The sequence below is a fragment of the Bacillus sp. FSL W8-1202 genome, assembly GCF_038006165.1.
Lineage (GTDB): Bacteria > Bacillota > Bacilli > Bacillales > Bacillaceae > Bacillus > Bacillus subtilis.
Genome location: NZ_JBBOUR010000001.1, coordinates 1,518,475 through 1,536,409 on the forward strand (window position 1 = coordinate 1,518,475; position 17,935 = coordinate 1,536,409).

At 46.1% G+C, this 17,935-nt stretch carries 16 protein-coding genes and 2 pseudogenes; 9 read left to right on the top strand and 9 right to left on the bottom strand.

Annotated elements, in window-relative coordinates; translation table 11 throughout:
• Positions 1–44: 44 nt before the first annotated feature.
• Positions 45–983, bottom strand: coding sequence for a DMT family transporter (locus NSQ09_RS07880; RefSeq protein WP_041336873.1), 939 nt, complete (start codon positions 981–983; stop codon positions 45–47).
• Between the two features lie 123 nt (positions 984–1,106).
• Here NSQ09_RS07880 and NSQ09_RS07885 point away from each other — a divergent pair, with 123 nt between their 5' ends.
• Positions 1,107–2,441 (top strand): aminotransferase-like domain-containing protein, encoded by a 1,335-nt coding sequence (locus NSQ09_RS07885; RefSeq protein WP_095843477.1) that lies wholly within the window; start codon positions 1,107–1,109, stop codon positions 2,439–2,441.
• On the opposite strand, the gene NSQ09_RS07890 is transcribed toward NSQ09_RS07885, so the two are convergent.
• The 6 genes from NSQ09_RS07890 to bsdA all read right to left on the bottom strand — a co-directional run bounded on the left by NSQ09_RS07890 (position 2,436) and on the right by bsdA (position 7,425).
• Positions 2,436–3,110: a 4'-phosphopantetheinyl transferase gene (locus NSQ09_RS07890; RefSeq protein ID WP_017696140.1), complete on the bottom strand. Its 675-nt coding sequence runs from the start codon at positions 3,108–3,110 to the stop codon at positions 2,436–2,438. The two genes, NSQ09_RS07885 and NSQ09_RS07890, sit on opposite strands and share 6 nt — an antisense overlap.
• Positions 3,111–3,214: 104 nt before the next feature.
• A complete protein-coding gene (locus tag NSQ09_RS07895) occupies positions 3,215–3,862 on the bottom strand; it encodes a YczE/YyaS/YitT family protein (RefSeq protein WP_014475783.1) in 648 nt (215 codons plus the stop codon).
• A gap of 320 nt (positions 3,863–4,182) precedes the next feature.
• Positions 4,183–4,926: a cystine ABC transporter ATP-binding protein TcyC gene (gene tcyC, locus NSQ09_RS07900; protein ID WP_144453692.1), complete on the bottom strand. Its 744-nt coding sequence runs from the start codon at positions 4,924–4,926 to the stop codon at positions 4,183–4,185.
• A 13-nt stretch (positions 4,927–4,939) separates the two neighbouring features.
• Positions 4,940–5,644 carry a cystine ABC transporter permease TcyB gene (gene tcyB / locus NSQ09_RS07905; RefSeq protein ID WP_003234541.1) on the bottom strand — a complete coding sequence of 235 codons (705 nt, stop codon included), beginning with the start codon at positions 5,642–5,644 and terminating at the stop codon, positions 4,940–4,942.
• Positions 5,631–6,437 carry a cystine ABC transporter substrate-binding lipoprotein TcyA gene (gene tcyA, locus NSQ09_RS07910; protein ID WP_014478813.1) on the bottom strand — a complete coding sequence of 269 codons (807 nt, stop codon included), beginning with the start codon at positions 6,435–6,437 and terminating at the stop codon, positions 5,631–5,633. The genes tcyB and tcyA overlap by 14 nt, the downstream gene beginning before the upstream one ends.
• Positions 6,438–6,552: 115 nt before the next feature.
• A complete protein-coding gene (gene bsdA, locus NSQ09_RS07915) occupies positions 6,553–7,425 on the bottom strand; it encodes a transcriptional regulator BsdA (RefSeq protein WP_014478814.1) in 873 nt (290 codons plus the stop codon).
• Positions 7,426–7,514: 89 nt separating this feature from the next.
• On the opposite strand from bsdA, the gene NSQ09_RS07920 reads away from it, so the two are divergent.
• The 5 genes and pseudogenes from NSQ09_RS07920 (at position 7,515) to NSQ09_RS07940 (ending at position 11,168) form a co-directional block, all read left to right on the top strand.
• Positions 7,515–8,129, top strand: a complete 615-nt coding sequence (locus NSQ09_RS07920; protein WP_014478815.1) for a non-oxidative hydroxyarylic acid decarboxylases subunit B — start codon at positions 7,515–7,517, stop codon at positions 8,127–8,129.
• Positions 8,130–8,131: 2 nt separating this feature from the next.
• A complete protein-coding gene (bsdC, locus tag NSQ09_RS07925) occupies positions 8,132–9,553 on the top strand; it encodes a phenolic acid decarboxylase BsdC (protein WP_341030845.1) in 1,422 nt (473 codons plus the stop codon).
• A 16-nt stretch (positions 9,554–9,569) separates the two neighbouring features.
• Complete coding sequence (gene bsdD / locus NSQ09_RS07930; protein ID WP_024571634.1) at positions 9,570–9,797, top strand: phenolic acid decarboxylase subunit BsdD; 228 nt, start codon at positions 9,570–9,572, stop codon at positions 9,795–9,797.
• Positions 9,794–10,257 (top strand): annotated as a pseudogene (locus tag NSQ09_RS07935) (pyridoxamine 5'-phosphate oxidase family protein). The gene bsdD and the pseudogene NSQ09_RS07935 overlap by 4 nt, the downstream one beginning before the upstream one ends.
• A 65-nt stretch (positions 10,258–10,322) precedes the next feature.
• A pseudogene (locus NSQ09_RS07940) lies at positions 10,323–11,168 on the top strand (alpha/beta fold hydrolase).
• Between the two features lie 40 nt (positions 11,169–11,208).
• On the opposite strand, the gene NSQ09_RS07945 reads toward NSQ09_RS07940, so the two are convergent.
• Entirely contained in the window at positions 11,209–12,687 is a 1,479-nt protein-coding gene (locus NSQ09_RS07945; RefSeq protein WP_341030848.1) for a peptide MFS transporter, read from the bottom strand.
• Positions 12,688–12,966: 279 nt separating this feature from the next.
• Between NSQ09_RS07945 and NSQ09_RS07950 the strand changes: the two genes are divergently transcribed.
• A complete protein-coding gene (locus tag NSQ09_RS07950; protein WP_213382662.1) occupies positions 12,967–14,721 on the top strand; it encodes a right-handed parallel beta-helix repeat-containing protein in 1,755 nt (584 codons plus the stop codon).
• Between the two features lie 14 nt (positions 14,722–14,735).
• Here NSQ09_RS07950 and NSQ09_RS07955 read toward each other — a convergent pair whose 3' ends face one another.
• Positions 14,736–14,957, bottom strand: a complete 222-nt coding sequence (locus NSQ09_RS07955; protein WP_341030854.1) for a hypothetical protein — start codon at positions 14,955–14,957, stop codon at positions 14,736–14,738.
• 125 nt (positions 14,958–15,082) lie between these two features.
• On the opposite strand from NSQ09_RS07955, the gene gerKA reads away from it, so the two are divergent.
• Together gerKA and gerKC are read left to right on the top strand one after the other, a co-directional pair.
• Positions 15,083–16,717: a spore germination protein GerKA gene (gerKA, locus tag NSQ09_RS07960; protein WP_341030856.1), complete on the top strand. Its 1,635-nt coding sequence runs from the start codon at positions 15,083–15,085 to the stop codon at positions 16,715–16,717.
• On the top strand, positions 16,707–17,930 hold the full coding sequence (gerKC, locus tag NSQ09_RS07965) for a spore germination protein GerKC (protein ID WP_341030858.1): 1,224 nt from the start codon (positions 16,707–16,709) through the stop codon (positions 17,928–17,930). Before gerKA ends, gerKC begins: the two co-directional genes overlap by 11 nt.
• Positions 17,931–17,935 lie beyond the last annotated feature (5 nt).

Genomic DNA, 17,935 nt, shown 5'->3' on the forward strand with positions numbered 1-17,935 from the left:
CTACACCTCTAACCATGTTTTTCCTTTCAGTCTAGCATAATTTCTCATTTTTTTGCAGGCATACCAGGGCGCTTTGTTTTTTTCTCCAGATTGATATTGCTCCCCACCACGCCAATCATAATACAAACAGCCCCGGCAAGATGATACCAGGCCAGGCTTTCGTTGAGAATCACAACTCCTGCAATCATCGTCACAATGGTAGATACATGATTAAAAGCGCTCATTTTAAACGCCTCAATTCGCGACAGCGTATAGTTAGACAGAAATGAAGTGACAAGTGAAGACAGCACGCCCAAATACACAATGGCGAGAACGAAGCCGGGCTCCCGGAACGGCAGAAAATAAGTGCCGACTGTTCCCGCCGCTCCGTGACGCACAAGGGCGATGGCGTTGAAGACGACAAAGCCGATGGCTGACATGATGTAGGTGAGCTCTGTCAGCTTGAACCGCTGCGTCATTTTTCTGGCAGCAGTATTGTACATCGCTGAAGACAAAGCGGACAAAAGGATCAGCAAAGACCCTTTTAAGCTGGCTGATTCCACGTCAACGCCTTTCATCACAAAAATAAACATGACGCCGGCAACGGATAAAACTGTGAATCCCTTTTGCGTCCACGTTGGGCGTTCCTTTAAAACATAAGCGGCAAAGACCATCGTGAAAATCGGAATGGCTGCCTGAATAATTCCCGCTTCAGAGGAGGACGAGTACACAAGGCCGAATGCCTGAAAGCTGAAAAATAACGCGGGATACAGCAGGGCGAGCGGCAAAATGGCAATGACGTCCTTTACGCGGATTGATAGCTTTACCCAGCCGAATAAGATCGGTACAGTGGCCGCAGCAAACGCAATGGTGAACCGATGCGCCAAAATATCAAACGGCTCTGCTGTTTGCAGTGCGATTTTTACGAATAGAAAGGATAAACCGATAATGAACGAATATAAAATAGCCGCTATATAAGCGGGGGCTTGCTGATGTTTAACCATAATGGGAATGGCTCCTTTACCTGAATTGCAGCGCCGGTCGCTCCCTTTATTGTATGGCCGCGGTCAGAACGGTACAATGAGAAAAACAATGAACTGTACCGGTACAAAACAGGGGGAGAAGGCATGGAGAAATATATGAGTCTAGTAACGAGGATAGAGGAGATGATGCAAAGCACCGCCTATCAAGAAGGAGACAGGCTTCCATCTATCCGTCAGATGTCCGCCCGCTACCAAGTCAGCAAAAGCACAGTGATCCGCGCGCTGCAGGAGCTGGAAAAGCGCCACCTTATCTATTCTGTTCCGAAAAGCGGCTATTATATTGTGAAAAAGACAGGGAAATCAAAAAGCGGGCAGCCTGGCCCCATCGACTTTGCCACATCTGCGCCGGATCCAGATGTGTTTCCGTATCTTGATTTTCAGCACTGTATCAACAAAGCGATTGATACATACAAAAACGATTTGTTTATTTATGGGACGCCAAAGGGGCTTCCATCACTCATCCGTGTACTCCGAAAGCTCTTGGCCAATCAACAGGTATTTGCGGATGAACGGCATATTTTCATTACATCAGGTGTCCAGCAGGCGTTATCTCTGCTTTGTGCCATGCCGTTCCCAAATGGGAAAGAGAAGATCGCCATTGAACAGCCGGGCTACCATTTGATGGTCGAACAGCTTGAGACGCTTGGGATTCCCGCCATCGGGGTGAAACGAACGGAAGAGGGACTTGATATAGCCGAGGTTGAGCGGTTATTTCAAACAGAATCGATTAAATTTTTTTATACGATGCCGCGCTTCCATAACCCGCTTGGCTACTCATTGTCAGAGCGTGATAAACAGGAGCTTGTGAGACTGGCAGAAGCGTATGATGTCTATCTCGTTGAGGATGATTACCTCGGTGATCTGGAGGAAAATAAAAAGGCAGATCCGCTGTACGCATATGATCTGTCCTCACATGTCATCTATTTGAAAAGCTTCTCGAAAATGATGTTCCCCGGCCTTCGCGTGGGGGCGGCTGTTTTGCCCGAAGCGCTGACTGACACGTTCTATGCGTACAAAAAGCTGAACGACATCGACTGTTCGATGATTTCTCAAGCGGCATTGGAGATTTACCTGAAAAGCGGTATGTACGGCAGGCATAAGGAGAAAATCAGAGATTCTTATAAAGAGCGGTCGCTGAAGCTTCATCAAGCCATTCAAACACACAGGCAGCTGGGAAGCGGCCGCTTTACGTTCTCCAGCGGGCAGGCACCCTGCATGCACACCCACCTGGTGCTTCCTCAGGATCTGCCCGCCTCAAGGGTGATTCATAGGCTGAAAAAACAAGGGGTTCTCCTTGAGGCGATAGACCGTCATTATTTATCAGATTATCAGAAAGAAAATCTATTAAAAATCAATATTTCCAATGTGAAAACGGAAGATATTGAGCGCGGTGTCAAGCTGTTGATGAGCCATTTATAAAAGCTCTTCGTACGAGACTATTGTGATATCCTCGGGGAAATCAGGGTGTGCGGCGCATACAGCCATTTTGTAGCCGGGATCGACCTCATACGTTTTGATATAGCATGGGGAATGGCTGTCCGGAAGCTCAATGGATACTTGTCCGTCCTGGTGCAGGCGCACTGAAAAGGAATCAAGCGGAAGCGATAAGCCTTTGCCTTCCTGTTTGATAAAGCTTTCTTTCATTGACCATAGATGATAAAAATAGTCTGTCTGCTCGTCCTTGTCTTTTGCTAAAAGGTCGCTGTACTCTGTTTTTGAAAAGAAGCGCTTGGCGATCTCAAGGCTGATCGGTTTCGTTTTTTCGATATCTATGCCGATCGGCTGTGAATCAAACGCGCAAATGACCCAGCGGCCGGAGTGAGAAATGTTGAAATGAGCGTCGGGAAGATCAGGGATGCACGGCTTCCCGTATTCCTGCGTGCTGAAGCGGATATCGGATTTGTCAAACTGATACTGCCTGCTTATGACTGAGCGAACGAGCACATCTCCCAGCAGGGTGCGGTGAGCATCTTCTTTATGATAAAATCTCCGGCATTTCTCCCGTTTTTCAGGTGATATGAAAGACATGAACCGTTCATTTTCTTCCTGTGAAAGCGGGCGGTCCATATAAATTCCGTAAATCTTCATTCTAGATCCTCCGTCTGCAAAAGATTGTCAAAACCATCCTATCATACTTCCACAAGACTCATATAGAGGAGAAAATAAAAAAACAAAGCCAAGGCGGCTTTGTTTTAGTGTACAGGCGGAGATGCTTTCACAGCGGCTGTCCGCCTTGCCACAGCATAATTCAGCAGCTGGATTGACTGCGGCAATGAAAAACGCAGAATGAGTCCGGTGAGGATGGCGGTCAAAATGGTGCCAAAACCGATCGGCCCACCCATACCCCATGCCGCAAACAAAATGGTTATTTCCATGCCGTTCCGCACCCATTGCACATTCCAGCCGGTTTTTTCTGTAATCAGCATCATCAGTGAATCACGCGGCCCCGCGCCAAGGCCTGCTGATACATAAACACCGACGCCGTAACCGATTAGCACCACGCCGAGAGAGAAGACGATGATCGAGCCTGTGTAGGTCGAGGGGGCAGGCAGAATGAAATTGAAAAAATCTATAAATACACCAATGAGCACCATATTCAGGAGGGCCCCAATTTTCGGCCAAGCCCTCGTAAACAATGACGTGAATCCGACGATGAGCGCTCCAATAATGATGGACCACTGGCCGACGGTAAGCCCGAAGTGCTGAAACAGGCTGTAATGAAATGCATCCCACGGACTAATGCCGAGTGCTTTTCCTTCTATCGTCAGGGATACACCAAAAGCCAAAATGATCAAACCGGCAAAATAAAATGTCCAGCGCAGAACAAGTTCTTGCTTCACGTGAGGTCCCTTCTTTCGTAAAAATCAGTCGATTGTCATTGTAGCACATCTGACAGAAGGGCGGAATAGGCGAAAGGGGCTCAACAAAAAAACAGGGCCGCCGCCGGCGCCCTGTTTCAGCGTGTTGGCAAACCCTTGCATTCGTTGTCAGGCCTGCGCTTCGGTGCTCACGAATTTAACATTCGATGTGCTCCAATGCTCGCCCTTCCTAGACTTCAAAGGTTTTCAATCACGCTGAAAATGACAAAATCCTAAAACGAAAATCGTTTTAGGATTTTGTCAATAATCTGAAACAGGGCGCTGACGCCCTGTTTTTCTTATTACAGCGGGTTCAAAATCCGGTTCAAGAACCGCTGTGTCCGCTCTTCTTTTGGTGCGGAGAAAATTTGCTCCGGCGGTCCCTGCTCCACGATAACGCCGCCGTCGATGAAGATGACTTCATCCGCAACTTCCTGCGCGAACTTGATTTCGTGGGTCACGACGACCATGGTCCAGCCTTCATTGGCCAAGTCCTTGATAACCTTCAGCACCTCTCCGACAAGCTCGGGATCAAGCGCTGAGGTCGGTTCGTCAAACAGCATGAGCTCAGGCTGAATCGCCAGTGCGCGGGCGATGCCGACGCGCTGCTGCTGTCCGCCGGAAAGCTGGAATGGATATAAATCCATTTTGTCCTTCAATCCGACTCTATCAAGAAGCTGAATCGCTTCTTTTCTGACTTCCTCTTTGTTCCGTTTTTGCACCTGAACAGGGCCCTCCATCACGTTTTCGAGGGCTGTGCGGTGCGGGAACAGGTGATACGCCTGAAACACCATTCCGGATTTTCGGCGAAGCTTTAGGATATCCGCCTGTTTCACCTTTTTGGAGAAATCGATGGAGAAATCATCAAATGCAAGCTCTCCGCGATTTGGGATCTCCAGAGCGTTCAGGCAGCGGAGCAGCGTCGTTTTCCCTGAACCTGAAGGCCCAAGTATGGCGATGACTTTTCCTTTTTCAATCTTCATATCTATCTTTTTTAAAATTTCATTTTCACCGAATGATTTGTTTAATCCTTTAACGGTAAGCATACTCGGAACCTCCTTATTTGGCCACGTAGCGGTCAAGACGCCGTTCGATGACATGCTGGACGAGTGAAAGCAGGAAGCAGATAATCCAATAAATAAAGGCTGCTTCAATATAGATCACTAAAATTTGATCAAGATTCCGCGCGCCGATTTCCTGGGCTTTTCTGAACAGCTCAGCGACCAGAATTTGAGAGGCGAGGGATGTATCTTTAATCAGGCTGATAAAGGTATTGGATAATGGCGGGATCGACACACGAAACGCCTGCGGCAAAATGACGCGGAACAGCGTTTTTTGATGTGTCATGCCAATTGTGTAGCCGGCTTCCCATTGCCCTTTCGGCACGGATAAAATAGATGCCCGAATGATTTCAGATGCATAGGCGCCGACGTTTAATGAAAAGGCGATAACTGCGCTTGGAAATGGATCTAATGTGACGTTAAAGGCCGGGAACAGATAGAAAATGATGAACAATTGAACGAGAAGAGGAGTGCCGCGTATTGCGGATACGTATACGCTGAACACCCATCTCAAAGGTCTCACTTTCGACATTCTGGCAAGCGCCGTAATCAGCGCCAGGATCATTCCGAATATAAAGGAAAGAATCGTAAGGGGAATCGTATAGTAGATTCCCCCTGAAAGTATCGGCCAGAATGACTGCTGCACCAGATCCCACGGGATCGCCGTGCCAAGCGTCAATGCCGGCAGATTATTTAGAAACATCTTCGCCGAACCATTTTTTAGAAATTTTAGAAAGAGTCCCGTCCTCTTTCATTTCTTTTAATGCTTTGTTGACTTGATCAACAACCTCGCCGCTTCCTTTGCGGAACGTGAAATATGTTGATTGCGGATCGCCTGTTTCAAACGCGATTTTCACGTTTTTGTTGCCTGATGTTTTTAAGTAGTTCAATACGGCAAGTTTATCGTTGTATGTCATATCGACGCGGCCTTGCTGGATCATTTGAAGGGCCTGCGCCATACCTTCAACGCCTTCTACTTTAGCGCCGGCATTTGTAGCTAATTTGTTGTAGTTGCTTGTCAGTGATTGAGCTGATGTTTTTCCTTTTACATCTGCTTCTGACTTAATATCGTTGTTGTCTTTTTTCGTAACGACAACGGCTCTTGATGTTGTGTATTTATCTGAGAAATCATATTTGTCTTCACGATCTGTTTTTCCGACTTGGTTGGCAATGACGTCAAACCGTTTGGAATTCAGGCCGGCAAACATGCTGTCCCATTGTGTTTCCTTAAAGTCGACTTTAAGCCCGAGGCGTTTTGCGACTTCTGTGATAACTTCGACATCATAGCCAGTCAGTTTATCAGTGTCTTTGTCGTGGTAAGTGAACGGCTCATATGTTCCTTCCGTTCCGACTGTGAGCACACCTTTTTTCTTAATTGAAGCCCAAAGATCGCCATCTTTGGCATTATCTTTTGACTGATTGTCATTTCCTGCTCCGCAAGCTGCAAGAGCTGCAATACTTACGACCATGAATAAAGCCAATAATGCTTTTTTCATCTTATTCCCCACTTTTCTGGTTGATTTTATTGAAATAAAAAAATAGCTTACAAATCTAAAGGATAACTTTTTTTTAGTATGAGTCAAGTAATTGGTTTTCATAAGGCAAAATCTTTTAAAATAAATCCAAAAATTGCTGTGCCGGTTTAGGCAAATAACTGTCCGTTCTCCACATGACAGCCGGTGTCATAATGAAGGGATTATTTTCGATATGGACGGTGTGAACGTGATTTCTCATATGAACGGGAATCATTGTGACAGGCAAAATAGACGCGCCGAATCCGGATGACACGAGGCTGAGCAAAGTTGCAGAGTCGTGGCATTCACAAACAATGCGCGGCTCCAGGTTCAAACGATGAAATTCATTCATGACCTGATTATAGACGCCTTTTCCGTTGACAGGCCGCAGCAGGATCAGCGGAAATGAAGGAATGTCCTCCATCTTAATGGTGTCTCCGCACGGATATCCGGCTTCATCTGAAAGCACGAGCACACATGGAATGTCATCAAGCTGCTTGAATTGTACTGTGTCACTTTTGATCAGTGTTGTCGTGACCGCCGCATCGATTTGCCGGCTTTCCAGCAGCTCTAACAGCGTCGCGGGTTCATTTTCCCAAATATTAAAGGTGAGATGGGGGTATCTCTCTTTGATCTGTGTTACTTTTTCAAGCATCAGAGCCGCGCAATAAATCGTTGATCCCACGGCAAGTGTACCGGCTACTTCCTCCTTCAGCTCCTGTACCTCAATGACTGCATCTTCAAACCTATGCAGAATCTCTTTTGCTCTTTTTAGAAAAACAGCTCCTTCATATGTAAGAGTCATTTGTTTTTTCTTGTTCCGGTCAAACAGAACAACACCAAGCTCGTCCTCCAGCTGTTTGAGCTGCCTGCTTAAAGGCGGCTGCGCCATGTGAAGCTTTTTGGCTGCGGACGTAATTTTCTGTTCTTGGGCAATGGTAATGAAGTATCGAGGCTGGCGAATATCCAAAAGAAAGCGCCTCCTTATCATACCTTTTAGGTATTAAATATAGATTTAATAGATATTTTTCATATGGATATATCAGGAGTATGATTGGAATGAAAGCAGAATTCAAGCGTAAAGGAGGGGGCAAAGTGAAACTCGTTGTCGGAATGACAGGGGCAACAGGGGCCATTTTTGGGGTCAGGCTGCTGCAGTGGCTGAAGGCCGCCGGAGTGGAAACCCATCTCGTTGTGTCTCCTTGGGCAAACGTCACGATCAAACACGAAACAGGCTATACCTTACAAGAAGTAGAACAACTGGCCACATACACTTACTCACATAAGGATCAGGCGGCAGCCATTTCAAGCGGGTCGTTTGATACCGATGGAATGATTGTTGCGCCGTGCAGCATGAAATCTCTCGCAAGCATTCGCACCGGCATGGCGGATAATCTGCTGACACGTGCGGCGGATGTCATGCTCAAGGAGAGAAAAAAACTCGTCCTCTTAACGAGAGAGACGCCTTTGAACCAAATTCATCTCGAAAATATGCTAGCGCTTACGAAAATGGGTACAATCATTCTTCCTCCGATGCCGGCATTTTATAATCAGCCGAGCAGCTTAGAGGAAATGGTTGACCATATTGTTTTTAGAACGTTGGACCAATTCGGCATTCGGCTTCCTGAAGCGAAGCGCTGGAATGGGATTGAAAAACAAAAAGGAGGAGCTTGATCATGGCTTATCAAGATTTCAGAGAATTTCTCGCTGCCCTTGAAAAAGAAGGACAGCTGCTTACAGTGAATGAAGAGGTAAAGCCGGAACCGGATTTAGGGGCCGCCGCACGGGCAGCCAGCAATCTTGGCGATAAAAGCCCCGCGCTCTTATTTAACAACATTTACGGCTATCATAACGCCCAAATTGCGATGAATGTCATCGGCTCTTGGCCAAACCATGCCATGATGCTGGGCATGCCGAAAGACACACCGGTAAAAGAACAGTTTTTTGAATTCGCAAAGCGTTATGACCAGTTTCCGATGCCGGTCAAACGTGAGGAAACAGCGCCATTTCATGAAAATGAAATCACAGAAGATATCAATTTGTTCGATATACTGCCTCTTTTCAGAATTAACCAAGGTGATAGAGGCTACTATTTAGACAAAGCGTGTGTCATCTCCCGTGATCTTGAAGACCCTGACAACTTCGGCAAACAAAATGTCGGCATTTACAGAATGCAGGTCAAAGGAAAAGACCGCCTCGGCATTCAGCCTGTCCCGCAGCACGATATTGCAATCCATCTGCGCCAAGCTGAAGAACGCGGCATCAATCTTCCGGTCACCATTGCGCTCGGCTGTGAGCCGGTCATTACAACGGCGGCATCGACTCCGCTTCTCTATGATCAATCAGAATACGAAATGGCAGGCGCGATTCAAGGCGAACCATATCGCATCGTCAAATCAAAGCTGTCTGATCTTGATGTTCCTTGGGGTGCTGAAGTGGTGCTTGAAGGTGAGATTATTGCCGGAGAGCGCGAATATGAAGGGCCGTTCGGTGAATTCACAGGCCATTATTCCGGCGGACGCAGCATGCCGATTATCAAAATTAAACGCGTCTATCACAGAAACAATCCGATCTTTGAACATTTATACTTAGGCATGCCTTGGACAGAATGCGATTACATGATTGGCATTAACACATGCGTGCCGCTTTATCAGCAGTTAAAAGAAGCGTACCCGAACGAAATTGTGGCAGTGAACGCCATGTACACACACGGTTTAATCGCGATTGTTTCCACAAAAACCCGCTATGGCGGATTTGCGAAAGCGGTCGGCATGCGCGCACTCACAACGCCGCACGGACTCGGCTACTGCAAAATGGTCATTGTCGTTGATGAGGATGTCGATCCATTCAACCTTCCGCAGGTCATGTGGGCGCTTTCGACCAAAATGCATCCGAAACACGATGCGGTCATCATTCCGGACTTATCTGTCCTGCCGCTTGATCCGGGATCCAATCCATCAGGAATCACTCACAAAATGATTCTCGACGCCACTACACCGGTTGCGCCGGAAACAAGAGGCCATTATTCACAGCCGCTTGATTCTCCGCTAACAACGAAAGAATGGGAACAAAAACTAATGGATTTAATGAATAAATAAGGAAAGGATGTTCGAAATGCATACATGTCCTCGATGCGACTCAAAAAAGGGAGAAGTCATGAGCAAATCGCCTGTAGAAGGCGCATGGGAAGTTTATCAGTGCCAAACATGCTTTTTTACATGGAGATCCTGTGAACCGGAAAGCATTACAAATCCCAAAAAATACAATCCAGCGTTTAAAATTGATCCAAAGGAAACAGAAACAGCAATTGAAGTTCCGGCGGTGCCGGAACGAAAGGCTTGATCCGCGTGAACAGTATGTCAGACCGTCTCTTTGAGCTGCTTGACGGGAGCTGCCTGAATGAGAAGCAGCATGAGGCCTTCGTTCTGCAAACAGTATCAGAGGATGGCTGGCCGCATGCCGCTATGATCAGTGCAGGTGAAATTATCGCGCTGAGCCGAACTGATATCCGAATCGCTCTGTGGAAAAACACAATGACTTCGGCCAACATCCTTCGCACAGGAACAGCACAGTTCACGGCATGGTGGAAGGGAGCAGCTATTATGTAAAGCTTGAATGCGCGCCTTTACCGCCTTTGAAAGATGCCGAATATGAAAGAGACCGTTTTTCCTGCCGCATTGTTTCAGTGAAGGAGGACGTTGCGAAATACGCTGATTTGACTTCAGGTGTCCGTATACAGCTTCACAGCGCTGAAGAGGTGCTGGGCAGATGGGAAAAGACCCTGGAAGATTTAAAACGGTAATATCGATAGCCTGACGCCATGCGTCAGGCTTTTTTTATATAATGAAAACAAAGGGGGCGTGAGAAATGGAACGTGCGGGGATCTGTCACTCGGACGGCTTTGATTTAGCTTATCGAATTGAGGGCAAGGGCGCACCCATCCTTGTGATCGGGAGTGCGGTTTACTATCCGCGCCTTTTTTCCTCAGATATCAAACAGAAATATCAATGGGTCTTTATCGATCGACCATAGGGGATTTGCTAAGCCTAAGCGGGAGCTACGTGCGGAGGATTCGAGGCTTGATGCCGTCTTGGCTGATATCGAAAGGATGAGAACATTTCTTCAGCTTGAGGATGTTACTATCCTGGGACATTCCGGACACGCTTTTATGGCTTTAGAGTATGCCAGGACATATCCCAAACAAGTTCGGAAGGTGGCGCTCTTCAATACTGCGCTTGATAACAGTGAAGAAAGACCGCGAAAAAGCGAATCATTTTTCATGGAAACAGCCAGCCTTGAGAGAAAGAAACGCTTTGAAAAAGACATCGCCAATTTGCCGCAGGACATCGACAAAGATCCTGAAAGGCGCTTTGTGCACATGTGTATTCGCGCTGAAGCAAAAAGCTTTTATCAAGAGCGGCCGCATGCAGCTGCCTTATGGGATGGCGTATTCACGAATATGCCGATCATTGATGAATTATGGGGCAATACATTTGCCCAGATTGATCTTATTCAGCGGTTAGCTGATGTTCGTATGCCGGTGTATATCGGATTAGGGAGATATGATTATTTGGTTGCGCCCGTTTCGCGGATGCTGTTGACGGTTTATATCCCCATATGGATAAGGTTATTTTTGAAAGGAGCGGCCATCAGCTGATGCTGGAAGAACCGGAAGCCTTTGATCAAAGCTTCAGCAAATGGCTGGATCAATAAAAAAACAGCCCGCAGATCAAAATCCGCGGGCTGTTTCTGATTATAAGACCCCTTTCATCGCGCGTTTGATCATCGGCGAGAGCAGCAGGAGAATGCCGCCAAGAACGATAGAAATCAAACCGATGGTGCCGAAGTACATTGTTTCAGGAATTTTATCAAACAATCCGGCTACTTGGGCATTGATCGCTTGGGCTGCTGCGTTCGTCAGAAACCACATACTCATTGTCTGTGCAGAGAAGGCAGCTGGTGCCAGTTTCGTTGTCACGGATAAACCGACTGGAGACAGGCACAGCTCTCCAAGCACGACAAGCAGGAAGCTGAGAACAAGCCAAAGCGGGCTTACGAGTGCTTCTTTTCCTTGCATAGCAGGGAATACCATAATGATAAATGACAATCCGGCTAAAATAATTCCGATTGAGAATTTAACTGGTGTAGACGGCTGGCGTTTGCCAAGCTTCATCCAGAGCCATGCGAATATTGGCGCAAAAATGACGACAAACAATGGATTTAATGATTGGAACCAAGATGACTGAAGTTCGAATCCGCCCAATGAAAGTTTTATGCGTTCATCAGCGTATACCGCAAGAATGGTCGCTCCCTGTTCCTGAATGGCCCAGAACATGACAGCACCGATAAACAAAGGAACGTAAGCGGCAAGACGGGATTTTTCTGTTTTGTCCGCTTTTTTGCTTGTAAACATGATGATGAAATAAATGACAGGAATCAAAATACCGAGAATACTTACAAGGTCGATAAAACGATTGATCGTCAGCACGCCTGTTTGTACAGAGATCATCACTGCGATCGCCACAATGATAACACCGATTCCGGTGCCAATCGCAGATTTTTTAGACAGCGGATTCGGCACATTGGAACCTGCAAACCCGAGGTTTTTCTTTCTTGTCAAAGCAAATACGATAAGTCCGAGAAGCATTCCGACCGCGGCAGCTCCGAAGCCGAGATGATAGTTGTACTTCTGTCCGAGTGTTCCGATAATTAACGGCGCAAGTAAACCACCGAGGTTAATCCCCATGTAGAAAATACTGAAACCTGAGTCGCGGCGCGGGTCTTCTTTCGTGTAAAGATCCCCAACCACGCTTGAAACGTTTGGTTTTAATAAGCCTGTTCCGACAATAATAAGCGCCATGCTGATATAGAATGCAATCGCGCTGCCCGGATAGGCGAGTGCAATGTGGCCGAACATAATGAATATGCCGCCGTAAAACACGGTGTTTGCGGTACCGAATACCCGGTCAGCGAGCCATCCGCCAATAATGGTGGACATGTATACGAGTGATCCGTAAATCGACATAATGGCAACCGCAGTGCCCTTGTCAAAGCCGAGCCCTCCGTTTACCGTCTCTGTATACAAATAGTAAAGTAAGATTGCTCTCATTCCATAGTAAGAGAAACGCTCCCAAAATTCGGTGAAAAATAGTGTAAATAGTCCTCGCGGGTGACCAAAGAACCCTTTTTGCGGGACGCTTTTAATGATACTTTCGTTATCAATCGAAGCCATGTCAGCCAAACCCTTTCTAAAAAAAGTGTATTATAAAAATCATATTCTTATATAATACTTGTGTCAATATAATTTATACTCATTTCAAATAGTTCCATAATGGAAAAATTATAAATACCTAAAAATAGTGATTTCCTCCTAATTTTTAAACTTTTTATCGTGAGATTTTCTTACACAACTATTCCTTTATATTTTTTTAATAAAATTTTAGAGAAATGTGCAAGCAGAACGGGCCTTTGTGAGTAACATGATAGTAATCAAAGAGAAGGAGGCTCGCAATTGGCTGAATTCATATTAAATGCAGCGGATTTCGGTGTTCCTGGAGATGGTCAAACGGATTCGACAGAACGGATTAATCAGTGTCTTAGTACAGCTGTTTCGAAAGGCTATCATACTGTCTGGTTTCCAAAGGGAACATATTTAATAGACGCAACGCTTGGCGGAGATCTTAATCAGAGGTTTCGAAACGCGGGGATCATTGTTCCCGGCAACCTTGAGATTATGATGGACCCCGAATGTATCATGAAAGTGATACCGAATAGTTCGTGGGGTTATTCCGCATTTTATGTAGGCAAGCAAGAGAATATAACCATTTCCGGGGGACAAATTATCGGCGAACGGGATGAGCATACGTATGCCTCGGCAGGGATAAGGTCAACCCATGAATGGGGCTTTGGCATATGTATTGAAGGATGCTCGAATGTTCTCATTGATGATGTGAAAATTTCCGATTTTACCGGCGATGGGATCATAGTCAGCCCAAGGGGATTAAAGACCAATCAAGATTATCGAACGTCAGAGCAAATTATCATCCGCCGCTGTGAGGTTCGGCGGTCGAGGAGAAATAACATTTCCATTACCGGATGTGACATGCTCACGGTGGAGGAATGCTTGATTGAAGATGCCGGAACGGGGAATGGAACAGCCCCGAAATTCGGAATTGACATTGAAGGATATGGCGAAGGTGACGTTGATTATGAGGAACCGATTAATGTATCAATTCGCAATAACCACTTTGTTGGAAACGTTTCAAGTTCTGTGACCAATTTTAACGGGTATGGCATTTTAATAGAAGGAAATCACTCAGACAATACAATCAGCTACGGATATGGGACGCAAACGGTGATCAAGGGAAATATTCTGAGGCGCCCTGAAGACGCGGCGGCTGCGCCGAGAGTCGGGATAACCGGACTCGGTGTATCACAAGGAAAAGAGACCAGTGATGCAGTGATCGCTGGCAACCTCATTACCGGATTTTCAACAGGAATTGATGTCAGGGGAAAGAGCGTTCTTGTGACGAACAACAAAATCAGCAACTTTGAAAACACAGGGATATTGGTTTATCAGTCCTCTGACGTAAAGGTAGATGGAAACCAAATTCAAAACGGACTGTCTGAAACAAGGCGCAGCATCGGACTTCGCGCAGTGCTGTCAGATGACATCGCTTTTCTGAATAACTGTCTCATTCAAGTCGTTGACGGTGTGAACGTTTCCGGCGGAAATATGATCATTAAAGATAATCTCCTGAGAAAATTCAGCCGGGGCATCTGGATTGCTCAAGGGAACGCGGTGATTGAAGGGAATACACTGAATCCTGACTCGTTTGAAGTAGTGCCGGAATCATATTCTGTTTCCGTCACAAACAATGCCGGCGCCATCATCAAAAACAATACATTTAAAGAGTTTAAAAATTACCCCATTTACTGCTCCACAAGTGCAAAAACCTCAATTATCGGCAACCACTTAGAGAGATCTCCGCTTTTGGTCACCATCTATATCAGCGCCGGTGTGCATGAGATTTTTGATAATACCATTTCAGTCAACAGAACAGCCGGGAATCCGATTGTGATTTATCTCAATGGCTCTGCAGGCTCTATCATCTCAGGAAACACCATCAATAACCTCTCCGCGGGCACTGCGATAGCTATTCAAACAAACACATCAACCAATACCAAAATCATCGGCAACCGCATTTTTAAAGGGACAATCAACAAACACAGCAGTGATACAATAGACGGCAATATGATTGTCTGAAAAAAGCGCCCCCTCTAGGGGTTCTTTTTTTTCGATTTATAGATCACGTAGATTTCTCTCACAAGTACTAAAACAAAAAATAAAAGCACGACCCATTCCGCAAATGTTGTCATCTTAAAGCTGAACATATTGTTATAAACGGCTTTTGTTAAACTGAACCCTTGAAGCATGTCCATCAACACAGAAATAGCTAATAAACAAATTAATATGACTCCGGTCACGCCCAATATCTTCATGCTTCATCATCCTCCGCTTTTAGTGTCTATCGTTGGCGGAGAAGTTATACCGCATCTAACCCTAATGCATAATTTCAATTTTAAAAGGAAGAATATGAGAAAACGACAAGGGAAGGTATTTGTGTATGCCTTTATTTTCTAAGCGAAAGAACAATACCGGTTCAAAAGACAAGCAGAATACTGACGAGAGGAACCAGGAACAGCAGCAAGAAAAAGAAAGGCCGGTTCTCATTTCTCCAAGTTTGCCAAAGAATATAGCGGAAACGAAAAAGGAAGTCGGAAGCAGCTCTGACGTCATCATTCGCGAGATTAAAATCGGGGAGCAGGATCATGTCCACCTAGCTGTTATCTATATTGCTGGGCTGGTCGATAATAACACGATCCATGAGTCGTTAATTGACCCATTGGTACAGGATGAGTCTATCCAGAATACTCATGCGATCCAGCAAATTCTTGAAAAAACGCTCCCGCTGGGCGGGGTGAAAGCGGAAAAGAGCTGGGACAAGCTTTTTTCCGAGTTAATGCTCGGCAATGCGCTCATTTTTGCTGATGGCCATGATGAAGCTTTGATTTGCAGCACTCAAGGGGGAGAGCAGCGCTCCATCCAAGAGCCGAGCACCCAGGCGTCATTCCGCGGTCCGCGCCAAGGGTTTACAGAGTCTCTGCAAACCAATATTTCCATGATCCGGCGATACATTAAAAATCCGAATTTATGGGTTGAAAAAATGAAAAAAGGTTCTGTTACGAATACGGATATCGCTCTCATGTACATTCAAGGAATATGCGATGAAAAGGTGCTGAAGGAAGTGAAGCTGCGCCTGGAAAAAATAGATATTGACAGTATTTTGGAATCTGGATATATTGAGCAGCTGATTGAAGATGAAACCTTTACGACGTTTCCGACTATGTATCATACAGAACGCCCTGATGTAGTAGCGGGTAATCTGTTAGAAGGAAGATTCGCGATTATTGTGGACGGAACACCGTTTGTGCTTATTGCCCCGGCCTTATTTGTCCAGTTTTTTCAGTCTGTTGAGGATTATTATTCGCGTTTTGACATTGCGACAAGCATAAGAATTCTTCGTGTTTTAGTCTTTTTCATTTCGCTTGTGGCTCCGGCTGTATACGTGGCAACCACGACGTTTCATCAAGAAATGATACCGACTGAGCTGTTAGTGGTCATTGCGGCCCAGCGGGAAAGTGTCCCGTTTCCGGCTGTTGTGGAGGCGCTGACGATGGAGGTTGCTTTTGAGATTCTGAGGGAAGCGGGATTCAGGCTGCCCCGGGTTGTTGGCTCGGCAGTGTCAATCGTAGGCGCGCTCGTAATCGGCCAGGTTGCCGTACAGGCTGGTATCGTCTCTCCGGCAATGGTGATTATCGTGGCACTCACCGCGATTGCGAGCTTCGCAACACCGGCGTTTGCAATGGCGATTTCAGCCCGGCTTATTCGGTTTATTTTTCTTATTGCCTCAGCTGTTATGGGTTTTTACGGGCTGATTTTAGGGATCATTATGATGTTTGTCCACTTATGCAGTCTTCGTTCATACGGCGTTCCATATATGTCGCCGCTTGCACCCTTTTCTTCACAAGGCGTAAAGGACGCGCTTTTCCGGGTTCCGTGGTGGGCCGATGAAAAAAGGCCGGAATCGGTCAGCAAGGAAGATAAGGTGCGGCAGGGGCAAGATCAACGCCCAGAGCCGGCCGCTTCACGAGGAATGGTGAACAAAGATTTGGAAGAAGGGGATAAGAATGGTACGTAAATGTCTATTAGTCGTTCTCATGCTTTTGAGCGCCATTGTACTGCCCGGCTGCTGGGATAAGAGGGAGCTGACGGATCTTGCGATTATCTCGGCGATTGGCATCGATCGGACAAACGACAGCAACTACGTGCTGCATCTTCAAATTATCAATCCAGGGAATGTTGCCGGCGGCCTTCAGGGAGGCGGTGATGGAGACAGGCCGCCTGTATCTGTCTATTCGATTGAAGGTAACAATTTAACGGAAGCACTCAGAAAAGCCTCCATAAAGGTATCACGGCGGCTTTATTTTGCCCATACCAATCTAGTCGTGATCAATGAAAAGCTGGCAAAAGAAGAAGGTTTGGATTTTGTATTAGATAATCTTGACCGGGACACAGAATTTAGGTCAACAGCAACATTCGTCGTTGCCCATAAAACAAAAGCAGGAAATATTGTGAAAATCTTGACGCCAATTGATAAAATTCCATCAAATAAAGTCAATAAAACCTTGGATTTCACGGAGGCGCAATACGGGCGGGTGGTCAATACCAATATTCAGGACGTTTTGAAAACACTTGCCGCCAACACTATGGCACCGGTCATCCCCGGATTTATGATGATTGGTGACGATAAAAAAGGAGTCAGCATGGAAAACACGCAGGCGACTGACCCGAAAGCCATTCTTCAGGCAGATGGTCTGGCGGTTTTTGATAAGGCAGGATATTTAAAGTATTGGCTGGAAGATGATGAAAGCGTGGGGGCAGTCTGGCTTATGAATAAGATCCAGCATACGTTGATTAATGCTGACTGGGGCAAGACGAAGGATGCGGTCAGCTTGCAGGTTATCCATCAAGATACAAAGCTGGTACCGAAAATGCGGAACGGACGTCCGTACATCCATGTGAAAGTGTCGGTTGAAGGTATTATTGATGCTGTCAAATACCCTTTCCAATTGTCTGATCCCAAGGTGCTGGCCGCTATTGAAAAAGCGCTCAACAAAGAGCTTGAAAAGGAAATTAGCCATACTGTGAAAAAGATTAAGAAGAATAAAATAGATTTTATCGGTTTTGGTGACACGATATATAGAAAGTATCCGGAGCAGTGGGAGAAAATGAAGGACACATGGGACAAAGAATATTTGCCCGAACTGCCCATCGATGTGAAGGCCGAGACGTATATCAGAAGGACGGGATTGCGAAATGATCCGATCAAACACCAGTTTAAAGATGATTAGGTCTG

What these genes read in the sequence shown, in the direction of transcription:
- NSQ09_RS07880 (WP_041336873.1), bottom strand. Translation starts at nt 983, where the DNA reads ATGGTTAAACATCAGCAAGCCCCCGCTTATATAGCGGCTATTTTATAT.
- NSQ09_RS07885 (WP_095843477.1), top strand. Translation starts at nt 1,107, where the DNA reads ATGGAGAAATATATGAGTCTAGTAACGAGGATAGAGGAGATGATGCAA.
- NSQ09_RS07890 (WP_017696140.1), bottom strand. Translation starts at nt 3,110, where the DNA reads ATGAAGATTTACGGAATTTATATGGACCGCCCGCTTTCACAGGAAGAA.
- tcyC (WP_144453692.1), bottom strand. Translation starts at nt 4,926, where the DNA reads ATGCTTACCGTTAAAGGATTAAACAAATCATTCGGTGAAAATGAAATT.
- tcyB (WP_003234541.1), bottom strand. Translation starts at nt 5,644, where the DNA reads ATGTTTCTAAATAATCTGCCGGCATTGACGCTTGGCACGGCGATCCCG.
- tcyA (WP_014478813.1), bottom strand. Translation starts at nt 6,437, where the DNA reads ATGAAAAAAGCATTATTGGCTTTATTCATGGTCGTAAGTATTGCAGCT.
- NSQ09_RS07920 (WP_014478815.1), top strand. Translation starts at nt 7,515, where the DNA reads ATGAAAGCAGAATTCAAGCGTAAAGGAGGGGGCAAAGTGAAACTCGTT.
- bsdC (WP_341030845.1), top strand. Translation starts at nt 8,132, where the DNA reads ATGGCTTATCAAGATTTCAGAGAATTTCTCGCTGCCCTTGAAAAAGAA.
- bsdD (WP_024571634.1), top strand. Translation starts at nt 9,570, where the DNA reads ATGCATACATGTCCTCGATGCGACTCAAAAAAGGGAGAAGTCATGAGC.
- NSQ09_RS07945 (WP_341030848.1), bottom strand. Translation starts at nt 12,687, where the DNA reads ATGGCTTCGATTGATAACGAAAGTATCATTAAAAGCGTCCCGCAAAAA.
- NSQ09_RS07955 (WP_341030854.1), bottom strand. Translation starts at nt 14,957, where the DNA reads ATGAAGATATTGGGCGTGACCGGAGTCATATTAATTTGTTTATTAGCT.
- gerKA (WP_341030856.1), top strand. Translation starts at nt 15,083, where the DNA reads ATGCCTTTATTTTCTAAGCGAAAGAACAATACCGGTTCAAAAGACAAG.
- gerKC (WP_341030858.1), top strand. Translation starts at nt 16,707, where the DNA reads ATGGTACGTAAATGTCTATTAGTCGTTCTCATGCTTTTGAGCGCCATT.